Raw genomic sequence first — 15,834 nt, 5'->3', positions numbered from 1 at the left:
GTAAAACAAAATTGGCCACCACGCACCATCCGGAGTGTGTGAAGCGATCATGTTTAACGCACCATACGCCAGAAGAGAGTGGGTTATGAGGAAAGACCACCCAAATCCTCTCGCCGCTCTCTGAACTGAGGAGCTAGATGGTTTGAGAAATTCCGGGAGTATTCTGGTTGCCTAACGAAGGAAGCTAAGCGGCCACGTCTGCACCGAGGCGGTGAGGGAAGCCGGGATAGCGAAATGTTGAGAGAGAACGGAAGGCAATGTAGGCGGGGTCAGACTTGAGCGGAGGGTTAGGCATCAGTACACACACCAAGAAATGATCTTCCAACTGGTTTTAGCTTCACCTCTGGTTGCAATCTCGCCGTTTTGATCAATGCAAATCAACCTGAACTCAAAATCTATCGAAAAAATTTGGCTGTTTGTTGTGAATTCGATAGAGGATCCAATAATTGTTATTGCGGCAGCATTATCTGTAATGGACGTAAATTGATATTTTGTAAGCATTTTGTTATAATATTCTCGCTTAACCTGGGCCGGTGATATGGAATCACTGATTGAACTCCATTTGTGTATAAGTTTTGACATATGCCCATAGTTCTTTTGGCGCCAAAAAGAAAAATATTGAGCCAGTGTGCGCTCGGGACTGTCTTGGGGCAGGTTTTCTGGAGGCGGATTGTCGGAAAGGGTTGAACAATTGAGGTTTTCACGCGGTTTCCAGGCTTCTAGGGCACGTTTGTTTGTTTCGTCTTGGCGGAGTTGTTCAAATAATTTAGACCATGAAATATCTTCGGTTGGTGGGGGTTTACCGATCTGATCATTTTCGTATTTAATAGCCCATTCTCGCGTGGCGAACAGTGCCGCCCAACATTTGGCTGCCACTATTTTGTTGGCATAACCGAGGTCCATACCATGAACAATTCCATTTCTATATGGAATTGTTATTGAATTGCTGTTCGTCTTTTTTCGTGATTTTTTAAATAGTTCGACAATTTTGTTTAAACCGGTGTCGTGTGCTGCAATGCTATCCCAAGCGGAAAGATCAGCACCTTCTGCAAAAAAACCACGATTTTGTTTGCCTACGTGATTGACGAGCCCATCGAGTAAGGCAAGCACTACTGGAACACATGCATGATATCGCTCTTCCTTGTAATCAATGAGAGCTAATTTAGCTAGGGTCATTCTTTCGTAGAAGGCTTTGACTCCTAGCATTGTATTAAGTTGCCATTCCACTTGTTCGCTGGAATAATGCTCTACAATTATGGCTTCAGCAGATTCTATATTACCCATAGCGGCCATTTGAATGGCCGATTCGGCAACTTCAACGTTCATCATGTCGTACATTATCCAGCCGAGATCTGAAAAGATATCATTAAAACGATCAGGTAACGTTGCTAATTTCTTCATTTGATCGTGTATGCTGTCGATTTTAGAGAAAGAATCCTTTAATCCTTTGTAGTCAACACCAAGTGGGACCAAAATTGGCTTTGCCAGTGGTAATAACATTTTGAGAGCGCGTAAGCCCTCAATTTCTTTCAGGTTCTTGCTGATTGAGTGGTTATGGATGATTCGCTTTTTTTTCATGTGCCGCATGGGAGTGTGTAGATGCCTAACGAAGGAAGCTAACCGGCCCTACTGCTGCGGGAACCTGGCTGCTGAATTGTTTGAGGACCCTAGCGCGCAGCGATAGGGGCCGAGTTGAGCTGAGCGGAGGGTTAGGCCAAAGCTCACAGCCCACCACGTAAGCGTAGGAGTTGCCGCATATTCGGTGAAATGGCCATGATCGACTCTTGCCAACCACCGTATATCTTGTTGAATTTCTCAAAACTGATTCGGCCCATTCTCGCGTCTTGAATTGATCCATACATTCCAGCGTGCAAGCGAAGCAGGGTTTCAGCTGCTTCACGATGTTTGAGGAACAAGAGTTCGGAGGCGATGGATGACAACTCGGGCGCTTCGGTCCTGGAAGGAAACTCCAGATGGTCTCCCTCAGAGACGAAACCGATCTCCCAAATGACTTTTTTAGCCTGATACCGGAGATCAGAAAACCGCTGGTATCGAGCGACAACGAGACCGGAAAACAACCCACAAAGAACACTAAGCGGGATGCTGATGGCTAAGCTAAGTATGGTTTCGGTGCTCATCAGGGCCTACTAGAAATGGACGGCGACCGAAAAGCCTTGAGTTCGCCTAATCCTACAGTTGAGAAACATGTAACTGCTAAACGAACAGTAGAGCTATGAAACAGGGTAGCGGAATAGGCAGACCGGAAATTCCCGGATTGGGGCCCATTTTTGGAAATACATGCATTTGGTAACGATGCGGCCTAAAAATTAGGGCGAACTGGGCGCTGGAAGGTGGCCTAACGAATACGGCTAACCGGCGATGCCTGCACCGAGATGAGGAGCGGAGTCGAGGAATCGGGACGATAAGAGGAGATGTAGTGCACAGCAGATGAGCGATGTTGAAGGCCAAGGACGTGGACTGGACTACCAAGGCGCTGCGGCACTCCTGGCTTGGACGCTGGGTGAAGGTTCGCTGTTGGATGCCCTTCGACGTAGAAGCCAAGAACCAGGTGGTGAATACCGCTCCAGGGAACTCACGGCACTGGTGTGCGGACGCATGGGGGATCCACCCGGTAACTTCCATCGAGGTCACGACAGGCCCAATCCGATTGGACTGACTTCCCTTCCGCCCGGAACGGGTATGCGCAGTCTGTGTCCGACGGCTTTGGCCTTGTTGGTGTTGGAGACCCAATTGAGGCTGTTCTTTCCTTCAGAAATGGCGGGAGGCTGCGCACCTTGGTCGTAGGGGAATAATCACGCTGGCTCCTATCAGCGCTCCCAGCGAGGACTCCAACGCAAGCAGCCGCCAACATAGGTCACATGTAGCTTGTGACCTATGTTGGCGGCTGCCTTTTCCCCAGGTTTACCCAACTCGGCCCGGAAGGACTTTAGAATTCCACCAGAACCAGGTGATGCGAAGGGTTGCTATGGTTATGCCGCGATAGATGACAACGTTGCCCAGCACCGGATGGAGCAGCCGGTCTCGCTTGATCTGCACCCCGTGATTCTCAATCGCAGCGGTGATGGCGTCGCCGAATACCTTCTGATTGATGCCGCTGGGGTCAATCCCCAAGAGTTCGCAAGCCTCAATTCGGAACTGGTCCGCGAGGATGAAAGGGACGCAAGGAACCACGAGGGTTTCATCCCGTTTCGACTTGCACCTCTATTGCACCTGTCCTGCCTTGAAATGCTCACAACCACGCTGAGTGGTCAGTTCTTTGATTGATTGGGCAATTCACTGAAACCCCCGCCAGCACTGGCTTTGGGGGCTTCACATCCGAGCCGCTAGTCGGAATTGAACCAACGACCATCCGCTTACAAGGCGGGCGCTCTACCAACTGAGCTATAGCGGCACGACATCCAGTCTATCGGATCCTTCGGGTTTCCTGAACGGACCTCAGGGGCGCGGAGCTTCGGCCTGCTCCCGCTTCAGCTCGTCCAGGAACCCCTCCATCCACTTGGTGGAGAAGGCGCCGGAGATGAAGTCCGGGTGGTCCATGATGCGGCGGTGGAGGGGCGCGGTGGTCTTGATGCCCTCGATGACGAGGGTGTCCAGGGCGCGGCGCATGCGGGCGATGGCCTCGGTGCGGTCGGCGCCGTAGGCGATCAGCTTGGCCACCATGGAGTCGTAGTGGGGCGGGATCACCGCGTCCTGGTGCATGGCGGTGTCCACGCGGATTCCGGGGCCGCCGGGGAAGTGCAGGGCGGTGATGCGGCCGGGGCTGGGCGTGAACTTGAAGGGATCCTCGGCGTTGATCCGGCACTCGATGGCGTGGCCCTTCTGGACCACGTCCTCCTGGCGGAAGCTCAGCTTCTGGCCCGCGGCGATGCGGAGCTGCTCCTTCACGATGTCGATGCTGGTCACCAGCTCCGTGACGGGGTGCTCCACCTGGACGCGGGTGTTCATCTCCATGAAGAAGAAGTCGCCGCGCTTGTCGAGCAGGAACTCGATGGTGCCCGCGTTGTAGTAGCCCACGGCGCGGGCGGCGCGGACGGCGGTGTCGCAGATGCGGCGGCGGAGGTCGGGATCCAGGGCGGCGCTGGGGCTCTCCTCGATGAGCTTCTGGTGGCGGCGCTGGATGGAGCACTCGCGCTCGCCCAGGTGGACCACGTTCCCGAAGAGGTCGCCCATGATCTGGACTTCGATGTGGCGCGGCTCCAGGAGGTACTTCTCCATGTAGACGCTGTCGTCGCCGAAGGCGCCCTTCGCCTCGCTGCGGGCGGTGTGGTACAGGTCCGGCAGCTCGTCGGGATTGTTGACGATGCGCATTCCGCGCCCGCCGCCGCCGGCGCTGGCCTTGACGATGACGGGATAGCCGATCTGCTCGGCCACCACCAGGGCCTCTTCCACCGTGTCGACGAGGCCGTCGCTGCCGGGCATCAGAGGAACGCCCGCCTCCAGCATGGTGGCCTTGGCCTGGGCCTTGTTGCCCATCTTGCGGATGATCTCGGCGCTGGGGCCGATGAAGGTGATGCCGCAGGCGAGGCACACTTCCACGAAGTGCGCGTTCTCGCTGAGGAAGCCGTAGCCGGGATGGATGGCCTCGGCGCCGGTGACTTCGGCGGCGGCGATGACCTGGGGGATGTTCAGGTAGGACTTCGACGAGGGTGGAGGCCCGATGCAGACTTCCTCGTCGGCGAAGCGCACGTGGAGGGCGTTGCGGTCGGCCTCGGAGTAGACGGCGACGGTCTGGATCCCCATCTCCTTGCACGCCAGGATCACGCGCAGGGCGATCTCGCCGCGGTTGGCGATGAGCACCTTCCGGAAGGGGGGCGCGTCGGCGGAAGCGGCGGCGGGGGCGGACTTGCGCTTGATGGCCGCGGCCATGGCTACCCGATCCGGACGGCGAAGAGCCGCTCGCCGTATTCGACGGGCGTGCCGTTTTCCACGAGAACCTTCACCACCTCGCCGGCGGCGTCGCTCTCGATCTCGTTCATGAGCTTCATGGCTTCGATGATGCAGAGGGTCTGGCCGGGCTTGACGAAGTCGCCGGGCTGGACGAAGGGCGCGGCGGTGGGGTTGGAGGCGCGGTAGAAGGTCCCCACGATGGGGCTGGTGACGTAGTGGATCCCCGGCTCATCCACCGGCGCGGCGGGCTGGGTCGCGGGGGACGAGAAGGGGACAGGCGCGGGAATCGCGGGCGCGGCCTGGACGAGGGGCGCCGGGGCGGGCGCCGGCGCGGCGGCGGGCGCGGGGCCGTCCTTGCGGATCCGGAACCGCATGTCGCCCGCTTCGAACTCGAATTCCTGGAAGGGCTCGCGGCCCACGAGGGCGATCAGCGCCTTGATCTCCTCCAGCCCCAGGGCGGTGCTGGCGGGGCGGGGCGGGGCGGGTTTGGGAGCGGCGGCCCGGGCGGGGGCCGGCTTGGGGGCCGGAACGGGCTTCTTCGCGACAGCGGACTTCTTGCGGGAGGTGCTCATCGGGACTCCAACGGTCGGTTCAGGCTGGGGAAGGCATCGAGCATAGCAAACCAGCCCGGACGGTCAGGATCGGGGTTCTTCGGTGGATTCGGCCGCGGCGGCCTTCTTGCGGGGGCGCGGGCCGTTTTCTTCCGAGCGGTACTCTTTCCGGGCGGCGTCGAGGATTCCGTTGAGGAATTGCGTGCCTTCCTGGTCGCTGAATTCCTTGACGATCTCCAGGGCCTCGTTGATGACGATGGGGAAGGGGACTTCCTTCACGAACATCAACTCGAACAGGCCGAGGCGGAGCAGATTCCGGTCCACGGCGGCCATGCGGTGGATTTTCCAGTGTTCGGCGTACTTGGCCAGCGCGCCGTCGATCTCGTCCAGGTGGCCGTGGACGCCGTCCACCAGGCGCCGGGCGTAGTAGAACGCGTCCCGGTTCAGGTCCTGGATGGCGTAGAACCCGGCGAACACCTGGTCCGGCTGGTAGCCGCTCAGGTCCATGGCGTAGAGCATCTGAAGGGCGTACTCGCGCCCCCGGCGGCGAACACCCATCTACCTGCGCCCCTTATCGTCGGACAGCGTGTGGGCGAGGTCGACCATCTCGATCACGCTCATGGCCGCTTCCCAGCCCTTGTTGCCCATCTTGGCGCCGGCCCGGTCGATGGCCTGCTCCACGCTGTCGGTCGTCAGCACCCCGAACGCCAGGGGAAGGCCGGTGTCCAGGGCCACCTGGGCGGCGCCCTTGGTCACCTCGGCGGCGATCATGTCGAAGTGGGGCGTGCCCCCGCGGATGACGGTGCCCAGCAGGATCACGCCGGCGTAGCGCCCGCTCTGGGCCGCCAGCTTGGCGGCCTGCGGCAGCTCGAAGCTGCCGGGGACGCGGATGAGGTCCAGCTGGTCCTCGCGGCCGCCGTGGCGCAGGACGCAGTCCTTGGCGCCCTCGATGAGGCGGTCGACGATGAAGTCGTTCCAGCGCGACGCCACGAGCGCGAAGCGGTCGCCCTCGTGAACGCGGATGTGGCCCTCAAAGATCCCCATGGGAACCCCCCGAAAGGTGGTCAAGAAGAATTGACGAGACTAGCACGGCCCCCCGCGGGGGTCATCCGGAAAAGGCCCGGAGCGGGGCCCCGGGCCTTTTCCGGAAAGGAACGGACTAGACCGTCACGGTGTCCGCGATCTCCCGGAAGTCGGGGATCTGGTCGAAGTTCATGTAGCGGTAGATGTCCTTGGCCTTCTGGTCCACGATCCCGATCTGGGCGCGGTATTCCTCCACCGTGGGGATCCGGCCCAGGAGGGCGCAGATGGCCGCCAGCTCCGCGGAGCCGAGGTAGACGCGGGTATCGATGCCCAGGCGGTTGGGGAAGTTGCGGGTGGACGTGGACATGGCGGTGGCGCCCTTGCGGATCTGCGCCTGGTTGCCCATGCACAGCGAGCAGCCCGGCATCTCCATCCGGGCGCCGGTCCGGCCCAGGATCCCGTAGTAGCCCTCCTGGGTGAGGACGTACTCGTCCATCTTGGTGGGCGGGGCGATCCACAGGCGGGTGGGGATGTCGCTCTTCCCGTCCAGCAGCTTCCCGGCGGCGCGGAAGTGGCCGATGTTGGTCATGCAGGACCCGATGAACACCTCGTCGATGGTGTCGCCGGCCACGGCGGACAGGGGCTTGATGTCGTCGGGATCGTTGGGGCAGGCCAGCAGAGGTTCCTTCACGTCCGCCAGGTCGATCTCGATCACCGCGGCGTATTCCGCGTCGGCGTCGGGAGCCAGCAGCTCGGGCTTGGCGATCCAGTCCTGCATGGCGCGGATGCGGCGCTCCAGCGCCCCGCGATGCTCGTAGCCGTTGGCGATCATCCACTTCATCAGGGTGATGTTCGAGGTCATGTACTCGATGATCGGTTCCTTGTCCAAGCGCACGGTGCAGCCCGCGGCGGAGCGCTCGGCGGAAGCGTCGGACAGCTCGAAGGCCTGCTCGACTTTCAGGTGGGGAAGCCCCTCGATCTCCAGGATCCGGCCGCTGAAGATGTTCTTCTTGCCCTTCTTTTCCACCGTCAGCAGGCCCTGCTGGATGGCGTAGTAGGGGATGGCGTTCACGAGGTCGCGCAGCGTCACGCCGGGATTCAGGGTACCCTTGAAGCGCACCAGTACGGATTCGGGCATGTCCAGGGGCATCACGCCCGTGGCGGCGGCGAAGGCCACGAGGCCGGAGCCCGCCGGGAAGGAGATCCCGATGGGGAAGCGGGTGTGGGAATCACCGCCCGTGCCCACGGTGTCCGGCAGCAGCAGCCGGTTCAGCCAGGAGTGGATGACGCCGTCGCCGACCTTCAGCGACACGCCGCCCCGGTTCGTGATGAAGGGGGGCAGCTCGCGGTGAGTCTTCACGTCCACGGGCTTGGGGTAGGGCGCGGTGTGGCAGAAGGACTGCATCACCAGGTCGGCGGAGAACTGGAGGCAGGCCAGGTCCTTCAGCTCGTCGCGGGTCATGGGGCCTGTGGTGTCCTGGGAGCCGACGGTGGTCATGTGCGGCTCGCAGTAGGTGCCGGGGCGGATCCCCGTCACGCCACAGGCGCGGCCCACCATCTTCTGGGCCAAGCTGAAGCCCTTGCCCGTGTCGGCGGGGACCTTGGGCATCCGGAAGGCGGTGGAGGGCGGCAGCTTCAGGGCCTCGCGGGCCTTGGTGGTGAGACCGCGGCCCACGATCAGGGGGATGCGGCCGCCGGCGCGGACCTCGTCGAAGATCACGTCGGACTTGACCTTGAACTCGGCGATGACCTGGCCGTTGCGGAGGGCCTTGCCCTCGTAGGGGCGCAGCTCGATGACGTCGCCCATCTCCATGCCGCTGACGTCCAACTCGATGGGCAGGGCGCCGGCATCCTCCATGGTGTTGTAGAAGATGGGCGCGATCTTGGTGCCCAGGCACACGCCGCCGAACCGCTTGTTGGGCACGAAGGGGATGTCCTCGCCGGTGAACCACAGGACGGAGTTGGTGGCCGACTTGCGGGAGGAGCCGGTGCCCACCACGTCGCCCACGTAGGCCACCTGGTGGCCCTTGGCCTTGAGGACTTCCAGCTGCTTGAGGGGGCCGATCTTCCCGGGCTCGTCGGGCTCGATCCCGGGCCGGGGGTTCTTCAGCATGGCCAGGGCGTGGAGGGGGATGTCCGGGCGGCTCCAGGCGTCGGGGGCGGGGGACAGATCGTCGGTGTTGGTCTCGCCGCTGACCTTGAACACGGTGAGGGTGAGGCTCTGGGGCACCTCGGGCCGGCTGGTGAACCACTCGGCCGCGGCCCAGGACTCCAGGACGGCGCGGGCGTTGGCGTTGCCGGCGTCCGCCTTGGCCTTCACGTCCGCGAACGCGTCGAAGATCAGGAGGGTCTTCTTCAGCCCTTCCGCGGCGATCCCACCCACCTGCTCCTCGTCCAGCAGGTCGATCAGGGGCTTGACGTTGAATCCGCCGAGCATCGTGCCCAGCAGTTCCGTCGCCTTCTCGCGCGACACCAGCTCCACCTTCTCCTGCCCTTTGGCCACGGCCGCCAGGAAGGCCGCCTTCACCCGCGCCGCTTCATCCACGCCCGCGGGCACGCGGTAGGCCAGGAGTTCCATCAGGGCCTGCTCTTCGCCCGCGGTCGGGTGGGCCAGCAGATCCGCCAGTTCGGTCATCTGGGCTTCGGTCAGCGGCAGGGCGGGAATGCCCATGGCGGCGCGTTCGGCAACGTGTTGGCGGTAGGCTTGCAGCACGGTCAACTCCCCTGAGAACGCCGCGGGACGCGGTCCGAACTGCCATTCTACATCCGGCTCGGGAGTCTTTCCGCGCCGGAGAAGAGAAGAGACGCGATCTCAGAGGTGCGCTCCCTACCCTTAATCCCGGCGGGAGCGGGAGCCGATCGGGAAAGGACGAGGACGCAATGGCCATCAAGCGGGTGAGGATCGAGGATCTCCAAGTGGGGATGTATGTTCACGATCTCAACTGTGGCTGGCTCGAGCACGGTTTTCTGCGCCAGCGGTTCCTGCTGAAGGAGGCCGCGCAGATTCAGAAGATGCGCGACCAGGGGCTGAACGAGATCTACATCGACACCGACCGCGGGGGAGACGCGGCGGGCGCGCCGACGCGGGAAGAGGTGGATCGCGGGCTGGATCGTCTGCTGAAGGGATCCGCGGAGACCGGCGCCGCCCTGCAGCCGGCCCGGATCTCCCAGAAGGAGGAGTCCGTGGCGGCCCGGCGGATCCTGGAGGAGGCGGGCGGCCTGGTGGAGGGCCTGCTGCACGACGTGCGGCTGGGTAAGCAGGTGGATCCCGCGCAGGCGCGCCCTCTGGTGAGGGCCGTCCGCCACTCCGTCCTGCGGAATCCCGGCGCCCTCATCAGCCTGTCGCGGGTCAAGGCCGCGGACACCTACACCTTCCAGCACTCTGTCAGCGTCTGCGCGCTGCTGGTGTCTTTCGGCCACGCCCTGGGGCTCGATGCGGCCACCGTGGAGGAAGCCGGCCTCGGCGGACTGCTGCACGACGTGGGGAAGATGAAGGTCCCGGCCGAGATCCTGAACAAGCCGGGCCGGCTCACGGATGAGGAATTCGCCGTGATGAAATCCCATGCGGCCCTCAGCCGGGACCTGCTGACGGGCGTCCCCGGGCTGTCGGAGACGGTCATCCAGATCGCTGGGGAGCACCACGAGAAGATGGCCGGCGGAGGCTATCCCACCGGCGTCGGAGGCGACCGTATCTCCCGATTCGGGCGGATGACCGCCATCGTGGACGTCTACGACGCCCTGACTTCGAACCGCGTCTACCACGCGGCGAAGGAGCCCACCGAGGTGCTGAAGAAGCTCCTGGAATGGAGCGGATCGCACCTCGACGGGGACCTCGTCCAGGCCTTCATCCGGACCCTCGGCATCTACCCGGTGGGCTCCCTCGTCCGCCTCAGCGGGGGCCGGCTGGCCGTGGTGGTGGAGCAGGGCGAGGATCTCCTCCGCCCCACCGTGCGGATCGTGTTCGACGCCGGGCGCAAACTCCGCCTCCAGCCCCGGGACCTCCACCTCGCCCGCGCCAGCGAACAGATCGTGGACTACGAGGATCCGCGGGAGTGGAAGCTGGATCCGGTGGCGTTTCTATAGTCAAAAAGGTTTCTAATCAAAAAGAAGATTTGGCAGATTTCAAAGAATTAGGACTAAGAGTTGAGTTGCGAGAAACGCTAGGCTCTTCAACTAATGGCAGCTTGCCCTTTAAGGCTTTGTCCACAATGACCGAAATGGTTAGGTATGGAGATTTTTGCTATGACCTTAGAGATGTTTTCGGATGCTCCCGCGGAACAAGAGCAGCAGCTTCTACTTACTCGTATGAGTGAAAAGAAATTTTGGTCACTTTTCTTCAACTGTTATCAAAATACCGTCCATCCAGCAGAGTATGCGATACGGGGGCAAAGGGAAACAGCTCTAAGTGCTACCCTTCATCGGACATTCTTGCTTCATGCGGAACGATTGCAACTGACAAAGTGGTTTCCTTTGTTAGAAGCTCCCATACAGCAGAAGTGCCACAGGGCCTACTGCGATATCACTCTGATTCCATAGGACTCGAACAACGAAGCTGTATCTTGGGAGTTAGCAAAGACTCCTGATAAACATATTCGAGTCGAAGTGAAGTGGCGTGACATGGCTTATCCGGGAGTCGCCAATCCTGCCGAATTTTATAATACGGCCTCCTCGAACAGCAGTTTTCAGCATTTTTCAATAAACATGGTTTTTCATGGATTACAAAGACCTGAAATTCCTGCAGACTTAGGAGAATGGCCTTGCAACAACCGTTGGTTACCTATCTATGTTGAAGAGCGAGATCGTCTGCGAGGGTCCTTTTTGCCAAATTACTCAAAGTTCACTCTTATCGTATTGAAAGATAAATCTTTCTATTTAAAGGCTTCTGGCGAAGCTAAAATCTGATTGTTTTGAGAATCTATCCTAAATATGATCACTAGTATCCCGCCGCCTGGCCGTCCTTGCGGGATTCGGAGGCGCCGAAGTAGACCTTCTGCTTGGGATCCCATCGGATGGCCTGGTAGCCGCCGTAGCCTCCGAACAGCCAGCCCACGCCGTGGCCGCGGTTCATCAGCTCGCGGACGGTCTCGTAGGGGAACCCGCTCTCCAGCTGGATGGTGCCGGGCAGCTTCCCCTTCTCGCCGGTGGGTTCCGGCGACCCGTCGTGGGTCATGCGAGGGGCGTCGCCGGCCTCCTGGGCGTTCATCCCAAAATCGATCAGGTTCATGGCGATCTGGGCGTGGCCGATGGGCTGGAACTCGCCGCCCATGACGCCGAAGCTGAGGAAGGGTTCGCCGTCTTTGGTGATGAAGCCCGGGATGATGGTGTGGAAGGGCCGCTTGCCGGGCGCGTAGGTGTTGGCGTTGCCGTCTTCGAGGTTGAACATCTCGCCGCGGTCCTGGAGGCAGAAACCCAGGTCCCCGGGTGTCATCCCGCTGCCCATGCCGCGGTAGTTGCTCTGGATGAGGCTCACCATGCAGCCCTCGCCGTCGGCGGTGGTGAGGTAGATGGTGTCGCCCTCCTTCAGGGGGGGATGGCCCGCCTCCAGGCGCCGGGCGGCGCGGGTTTCGTCGATGAGGGCGCGGCGCTGGGCGGCGTAGTCCTTCGACAGCAGCCAGGACAGCGGCACCTTCATGAAGGCCGCGTCCGCGTAGAATTTCGCCCGGTCCTCGAAGGCCAGCTTCTTGGCCTCGGTGAACAGGTGGACGTGCCGGGCGCTGCCGAAGGGGATCGCGGAGAAATCGTAGCCTTCGAGGATGTTCAGCATCTGGAGCGCGGCGATCCCCTGGCCGTTGGGCGGCAGTTCCCACACGTCGTAGCCGCGGTAGGAGGCGCTCACGGGCTCCACCCACTCCGAGCGGTGGGCCGCCAGGTCCTCGTAGCTGAGGAACCCGCCGTTGGCCTTCATGTAGGCGTCGATCTTGCGGGCGATCTCGCCCTTGTAGAAGGCGTCACGGCCGTCCTTCGCCAGCAGTTCGAGGGTCTTCGCCAGGCGCGGATTGCGGAAGACCTCGCCGTTCTTCGGCGCCCGCTTGCCGTCCACGGTGAAGGTCTCCAGGAAGCCGGGGAACTTGCCGAGGATGGGCACGCTGCGGTCCCAGTAGTAGGCGATGAGCTCGCTGACCGGGAAGCCCTCGCGGGCGTAGCGGATGGCAGGCGCCAGCACCTGGGCCATGGGGAGCTTCCCGAATTTCCGGTGCAGCTCGAACCAGCCGTCCACGCACCCCGGCACGCTCACGGGCAGGGGGCCGTGGGGCGGAATGTGGGTCAGGCCGAGTTTCTTGAAGTGGTCGAGGGTGAGCGCTTTCGGCGACCGGCCGCTGGCGTTGAGGCCGTGGAGCCGCTTTCCCTTGGGATCCCACACCATGGCGTAGAGGTCGCCGCCCAGGCCGCTGCCGGTGGGCTCCATCAGACCCAGGGCCGCGTCCGCGGCGATGGCGGCATCCACCGCCGATCCACCCTGCTTGAGGATGTCCAGGGCGATCTGGGTGGCCAGGGGCTGACTGGTGCAGGCCATCCCGTGCTGGGCCGCCACCTCCGACCGCGTGGCGAAGGCCCGGCCCGTCACCCGGTCCCCGCCGGTGAGCGGCGCCACGGCCAGCGCGACCGCGAGGAAGGGGAGGAGGCGGGCCTTCGGAAGGCGCATGGGAACTCCGGGAGCGTTCCTCAGGATGACAGGGCCTAGAATGAACGACCCTCCAGGAGATCCCATGCCCCTCGTCCGAATCTCCCACCGCGCCGGCGTGTCCGATGCCTACCGCCAGGCCCTCTCCGACGGTGTCCAGGAGGCCCTGGCCTCGGCGGTGAACGTGCCCGCCGACGATCGGTTCCACATCCTCACGGAGCACGCCTCGGGCCTGGTGTTCGACGCGCACTACCTCGGCATCGAGCGGTCGGCGGACTGGGTGGCCATCCAGATCACGCTGCGGAAGGGGCGCACGGTCGAGATGAAGCAGGCCCTCTACCGCCGCATCGCGGAAAACCTGGCCGGGAATCCGGGCCTGCGCCGAGAGGACATCCTGGTCTGCCTGGTGGAGAACGACCTGGCGGACTGGTCCTTCGGGAACGGCGAAGCGCAGTATGTCCGCTGACCTCGACCTGGGCGCCTACGTCGCGCGCACGGGCTTCGGCGGCGCGTTGGCGCCCACCCTGGAGGCGCTGCGGGCGCTCCACTTCGCCCACGCCACCTCCATCCCCTTCGAGAACCTGGACATCCAGATGGGCCTTCCCATCCGCCTGGATCTGGCTTCCCTCCAGGCCAAGCTGGTGCGCCGCCGCCGGGGAGGGTACTGCTTCGAGCACAACACGCTCTTTCTCGCCGTCCTCCGCGCCCTGGGCTTCGACGCCGCAGCCTGCGAGGCGCGGGTGCGGCTGGGTGCTTCCGAGGTGCTGCCCCGCACCCACATGCTGCTGCTGGTCCGGCTGGAAGGGCGCGTGTGGTTGGCCGACGTGGGCTTCGGCGGCGAGGGGCTGCTGGGCCCGGTGCCCCTCGATGGGGAACCGCAGTCCCAGTTCGGCGGCGTCCAGCGCGTGGCGGCGGACGGCGACGCCCGCGTCCTCCAATCCTTCCGCGACGGGGTGTGGACGGACCTCTACGCCTTCCGCCCCGAGCCCCGGTTCCCGGTGGATTTCGAAGTGGCCAACCACTACACCGCCACCCACCCCGAGTCGCGGTTCGTCCGCACGCTGACCGCGCAGTTGCCGGGTCCCGAGGCGCGGCGGATCCTGCGGAACCGCGCCTACGCGGAGATCTACGGGGACCGCGTGGAGGGCCGCGAACTGGCGCCCGAGGAAGTCGTGCCGATCCTGCGGGAGTCTTTCGGGATCGACGTGCCCGAGGGCGCGCGCTTCAGGGCGCTGGAGGGCTGATGCCAGCGAGCGATCAAGACCCAAGATTTTTTTCACCACCAAGGCACCAAGAAGAGCTCGACCACTGAGGGTGTGCGTCTTGGTGCCCTTCGCGTCTTGGTGGTGATCCTCAATTTGTGAATGCTAAGCGCGAGCCAAGCGCGCGGGCTGACGGCCCTACCACTCGATCCGCTTCCCGTCCCGCCAGAACCCGCCGGTGACGTCGGGGCCCGCTTCCAGGATCGGCCACAGGATGCTGGCCGCGCCCTCTTCGAGGCTGCGCGGGGCTTCGGCGCCGCCCATGTCCGTGCGTACCCAGCCGGGGCAGACGGCGTTGACGGCGATCCCCTTCGGCTTGAGCCCCTCAGAGAGCTGGACCGTGACGGCGTTGAGGGCGGTCTTGGAGATGCAGTAGGCCGGTGCCCAGGCGGCGGGCGTGGAGAGCTGGCCGCCACCGCTGCTCACGTTCACGATGCGCCCGCCCTTTCCCATCAGGGGCGCGAAGGCCTGGGCCATCCGCAGCGGCGCGAGGGTGTTGGTCTCCAGCGTGCGCCGCAGCGTTTCCAGGGGCAGGTCCAGCACTCCGTCCGTTCCATCGATCTGGATCGCGGCGTTGTTCACCAGCGCGTCCAGCCGGCCGTGGCGGGCCTTCACGTGCGCGACCGCGGCGCGGACCGAGGCCTCGTCCGCCACGTCCAGGGCCAGCACATCCGTCCCCGGAATGAGCGCGGGCGCCCGCGTCCCGGCGATGACCGTGAACCCGCGCTCCGCTAGCCACCGCGCCGCTTCGCGCCCCAATCCCCGGCTGGCGCCCGTCACCAGCACCGTCCCGCCGACCAGTCCCCCTGCGCCCATCGCCGCCTCCCGGAAGTCGTGAAATCATGATCCCATGCCCAAGGCTCCCTCCACCAATGCCACCCGGCTTCTCAGGCAGGCGGGCGTGCTCTACGCCGAGCATCTCTACCGCTACGAGGAGCGCGGCGGCACCGCGGTGAGCGCCCGGGAGCTGGGCGTGGACGAGCATGCCGTGATCAAGACCCTCGTCATGGAGGACGAGACCGGCGCGCCGCTCGTGGTTCTCATGCACGGCGACCGCGAGGTGAGCACCAAGGAACTGGCCCGCCAGCTCAGCGTGAAATCGGTCTCGCCCTGCAAGCCCGACACCGCCAACCGCCACAGCGGCTACCTGGTGGGCGGCACCAGCCCCCTTGGCACCCGCAAGCCCATGCCCGTTCACGCCGAAGCCACCATCTTCGACCTCGATCGCGTCTACCTCAACGGCGGCAGCCGGGGATTTCTCGTGGGCCTCGATCCCAAGGATCTGGATCGCGTGCTGACGATTCACCGCGTGTCGGTGGCGATTCCATAGACCTCCGTCTATCTAGCTGAATGGTTGTCTAACCGCAGATGACGCAGATGAAATTTGCAAGATGCTGAAGGCCCTCGTTTTCATCTTTCTCTGCGCCATCTGCGTCATCTGCGGTTAAAAAAAGGAAGTTCTGACTTG

General features: G+C 62.9%; 15 protein-coding genes and 1 tRNA gene. 6 read left to right on the top strand and 10 right to left on the bottom strand.

The window, feature by feature from the left end:
- Positions 1 to 294 precede the first annotated feature (294 nt).
- Positions 295 to 1,578, bottom strand: coding sequence for a hypothetical protein (locus tag RAH39_RS10475; protein WP_306590046.1), 1,284 nt, complete (start codon positions 1,576 to 1,578; stop codon positions 295 to 297).
- A 143-nt stretch (positions 1,579 to 1,721) separates the two neighbouring features.
- On the bottom strand, positions 1,722 to 2,138 hold the full coding sequence (locus RAH39_RS10470) for a hypothetical protein (RefSeq protein ID WP_306590045.1): 417 nt from the start codon (positions 2,136 to 2,138) through the stop codon (positions 1,722 to 1,724).
- Positions 2,139 to 2,895: 757 nt separating this feature from the next.
- Between RAH39_RS10470 and RAH39_RS10465 the strand changes: the two genes are divergently transcribed.
- Positions 2,896 to 3,285: a hypothetical protein gene (locus RAH39_RS10465; protein ID WP_306590044.1), complete on the top strand. Its 390-nt coding sequence runs from the start codon at positions 2,896 to 2,898 to the stop codon at positions 3,283 to 3,285.
- Positions 3,286 to 3,339: 54 nt separating this feature from the next.
- Here RAH39_RS10465 and RAH39_RS10460 read toward each other — a convergent pair.
- The 6 genes from RAH39_RS10460 to acnB form a co-directional block, all read right to left on the bottom strand.
- Positions 3,340 to 3,412, bottom strand: a tRNA-Thr gene (locus tag RAH39_RS10460).
- A 44-nt stretch (positions 3,413 to 3,456) separates the two neighbouring features.
- Positions 3,457 to 4,887: an acetyl-CoA carboxylase biotin carboxylase subunit gene (accC, locus tag RAH39_RS10455; RefSeq protein ID WP_306590043.1), complete on the bottom strand. Its 1,431-nt coding sequence runs from the start codon at positions 4,885 to 4,887 to the stop codon at positions 3,457 to 3,459.
- A 2-nt stretch (positions 4,888 to 4,889) separates the two neighbouring features.
- Entirely contained in the window at positions 4,890 to 5,480 is a 591-nt protein-coding gene (accB, locus tag RAH39_RS10450) for an acetyl-CoA carboxylase biotin carboxyl carrier protein (protein WP_306590042.1), read from the bottom strand.
- A 63-nt stretch (positions 5,481 to 5,543) separates the two neighbouring features.
- Entirely contained in the window at positions 5,544 to 6,017 is a 474-nt protein-coding gene (gene nusB / locus RAH39_RS10445) for a transcription antitermination factor NusB (RefSeq protein WP_306590041.1), read from the bottom strand.
- Entirely contained in the window at positions 6,018 to 6,503 is a 486-nt protein-coding gene (gene ribH, locus RAH39_RS10440) for a 6,7-dimethyl-8-ribityllumazine synthase (protein WP_306590040.1), read from the bottom strand.
- 115 nt (positions 6,504 to 6,618) lie between these two features.
- Positions 6,619 to 9,195 (bottom strand): bifunctional aconitate hydratase 2/2-methylisocitrate dehydratase, encoded by a 2,577-nt coding sequence (acnB, locus tag RAH39_RS10435; RefSeq protein WP_306590039.1) that lies wholly within the window; start codon positions 9,193 to 9,195, stop codon positions 6,619 to 6,621.
- A 167-nt stretch (positions 9,196 to 9,362) separates the two neighbouring features.
- Between acnB and RAH39_RS10430 the strand changes: the two genes are divergently transcribed.
- The gene (locus tag RAH39_RS10430) at positions 9,363 to 10,565 is read left to right on the top strand and encodes an HD-GYP domain-containing protein (RefSeq protein WP_306590038.1); all 1,203 of its coding nucleotides are present in this window, start codon (positions 9,363 to 9,365) and stop codon (positions 10,563 to 10,565) included.
- A gap of 519 nt (positions 10,566 to 11,084) precedes the next feature.
- Positions 11,085 to 11,384 (top strand): hypothetical protein, encoded by a 300-nt coding sequence (locus tag RAH39_RS10425; protein WP_306590037.1) that lies wholly within the window; start codon positions 11,085 to 11,087, stop codon positions 11,382 to 11,384.
- A 31-nt stretch (positions 11,385 to 11,415) separates the two neighbouring features.
- Here the strand turns inward: RAH39_RS10425 and ggt are convergent, their stop codons facing one another.
- Positions 11,416 to 13,125, bottom strand: coding sequence for a gamma-glutamyltransferase (gene ggt, locus RAH39_RS10420; RefSeq protein ID WP_306590036.1), 1,710 nt, complete (start codon positions 13,123 to 13,125; stop codon positions 11,416 to 11,418).
- Positions 13,126 to 13,189: 64 nt separating this feature from the next.
- Here ggt and RAH39_RS10415 point away from each other — a divergent pair, with 64 nt between their 5' ends.
- Positions 13,190 to 13,570 carry a tautomerase family protein gene (locus RAH39_RS10415; RefSeq protein WP_306590035.1) on the top strand — a complete coding sequence of 127 codons (381 nt, stop codon included), beginning with the start codon at positions 13,190 to 13,192 and terminating at the stop codon, positions 13,568 to 13,570.
- Positions 13,560 to 14,348, top strand: a complete 789-nt coding sequence (locus RAH39_RS10410) for an arylamine N-acetyltransferase family protein (protein WP_306590034.1) — start codon at positions 13,560 to 13,562, stop codon at positions 14,346 to 14,348. The genes RAH39_RS10415 and RAH39_RS10410 overlap by 11 nt, the downstream gene beginning before the upstream one ends.
- 156 nt (positions 14,349 to 14,504) lie before the next feature.
- Here the strand turns inward: RAH39_RS10410 and RAH39_RS10405 are convergent, their stop codons facing one another.
- Positions 14,505 to 15,182, bottom strand: a complete 678-nt coding sequence (locus RAH39_RS10405) for an SDR family NAD(P)-dependent oxidoreductase (RefSeq protein ID WP_306590033.1) — start codon at positions 15,180 to 15,182, stop codon at positions 14,505 to 14,507.
- Between the two features lie 34 nt (positions 15,183 to 15,216).
- Between RAH39_RS10405 and RAH39_RS10400 the strand changes: the two genes are divergently transcribed.
- On the top strand, positions 15,217 to 15,696 hold the full coding sequence (locus RAH39_RS10400) for an aminoacyl-tRNA deacylase (RefSeq protein ID WP_306590032.1): 480 nt from the start codon (positions 15,217 to 15,219) through the stop codon (positions 15,694 to 15,696).
- The last annotated feature ends 138 nt before the right edge of the window (positions 15,697 to 15,834 follow it).

Origin of the sequence: Geothrix sp. 21YS21S-4, assembly GCF_030845995.1 — a bacterium.
GTDB lineage: Bacteria > Acidobacteriota > Holophagae > Holophagales > Holophagaceae > Geothrix.
This window is presented reverse-complemented; position numbering and strand designations above follow the sequence as displayed.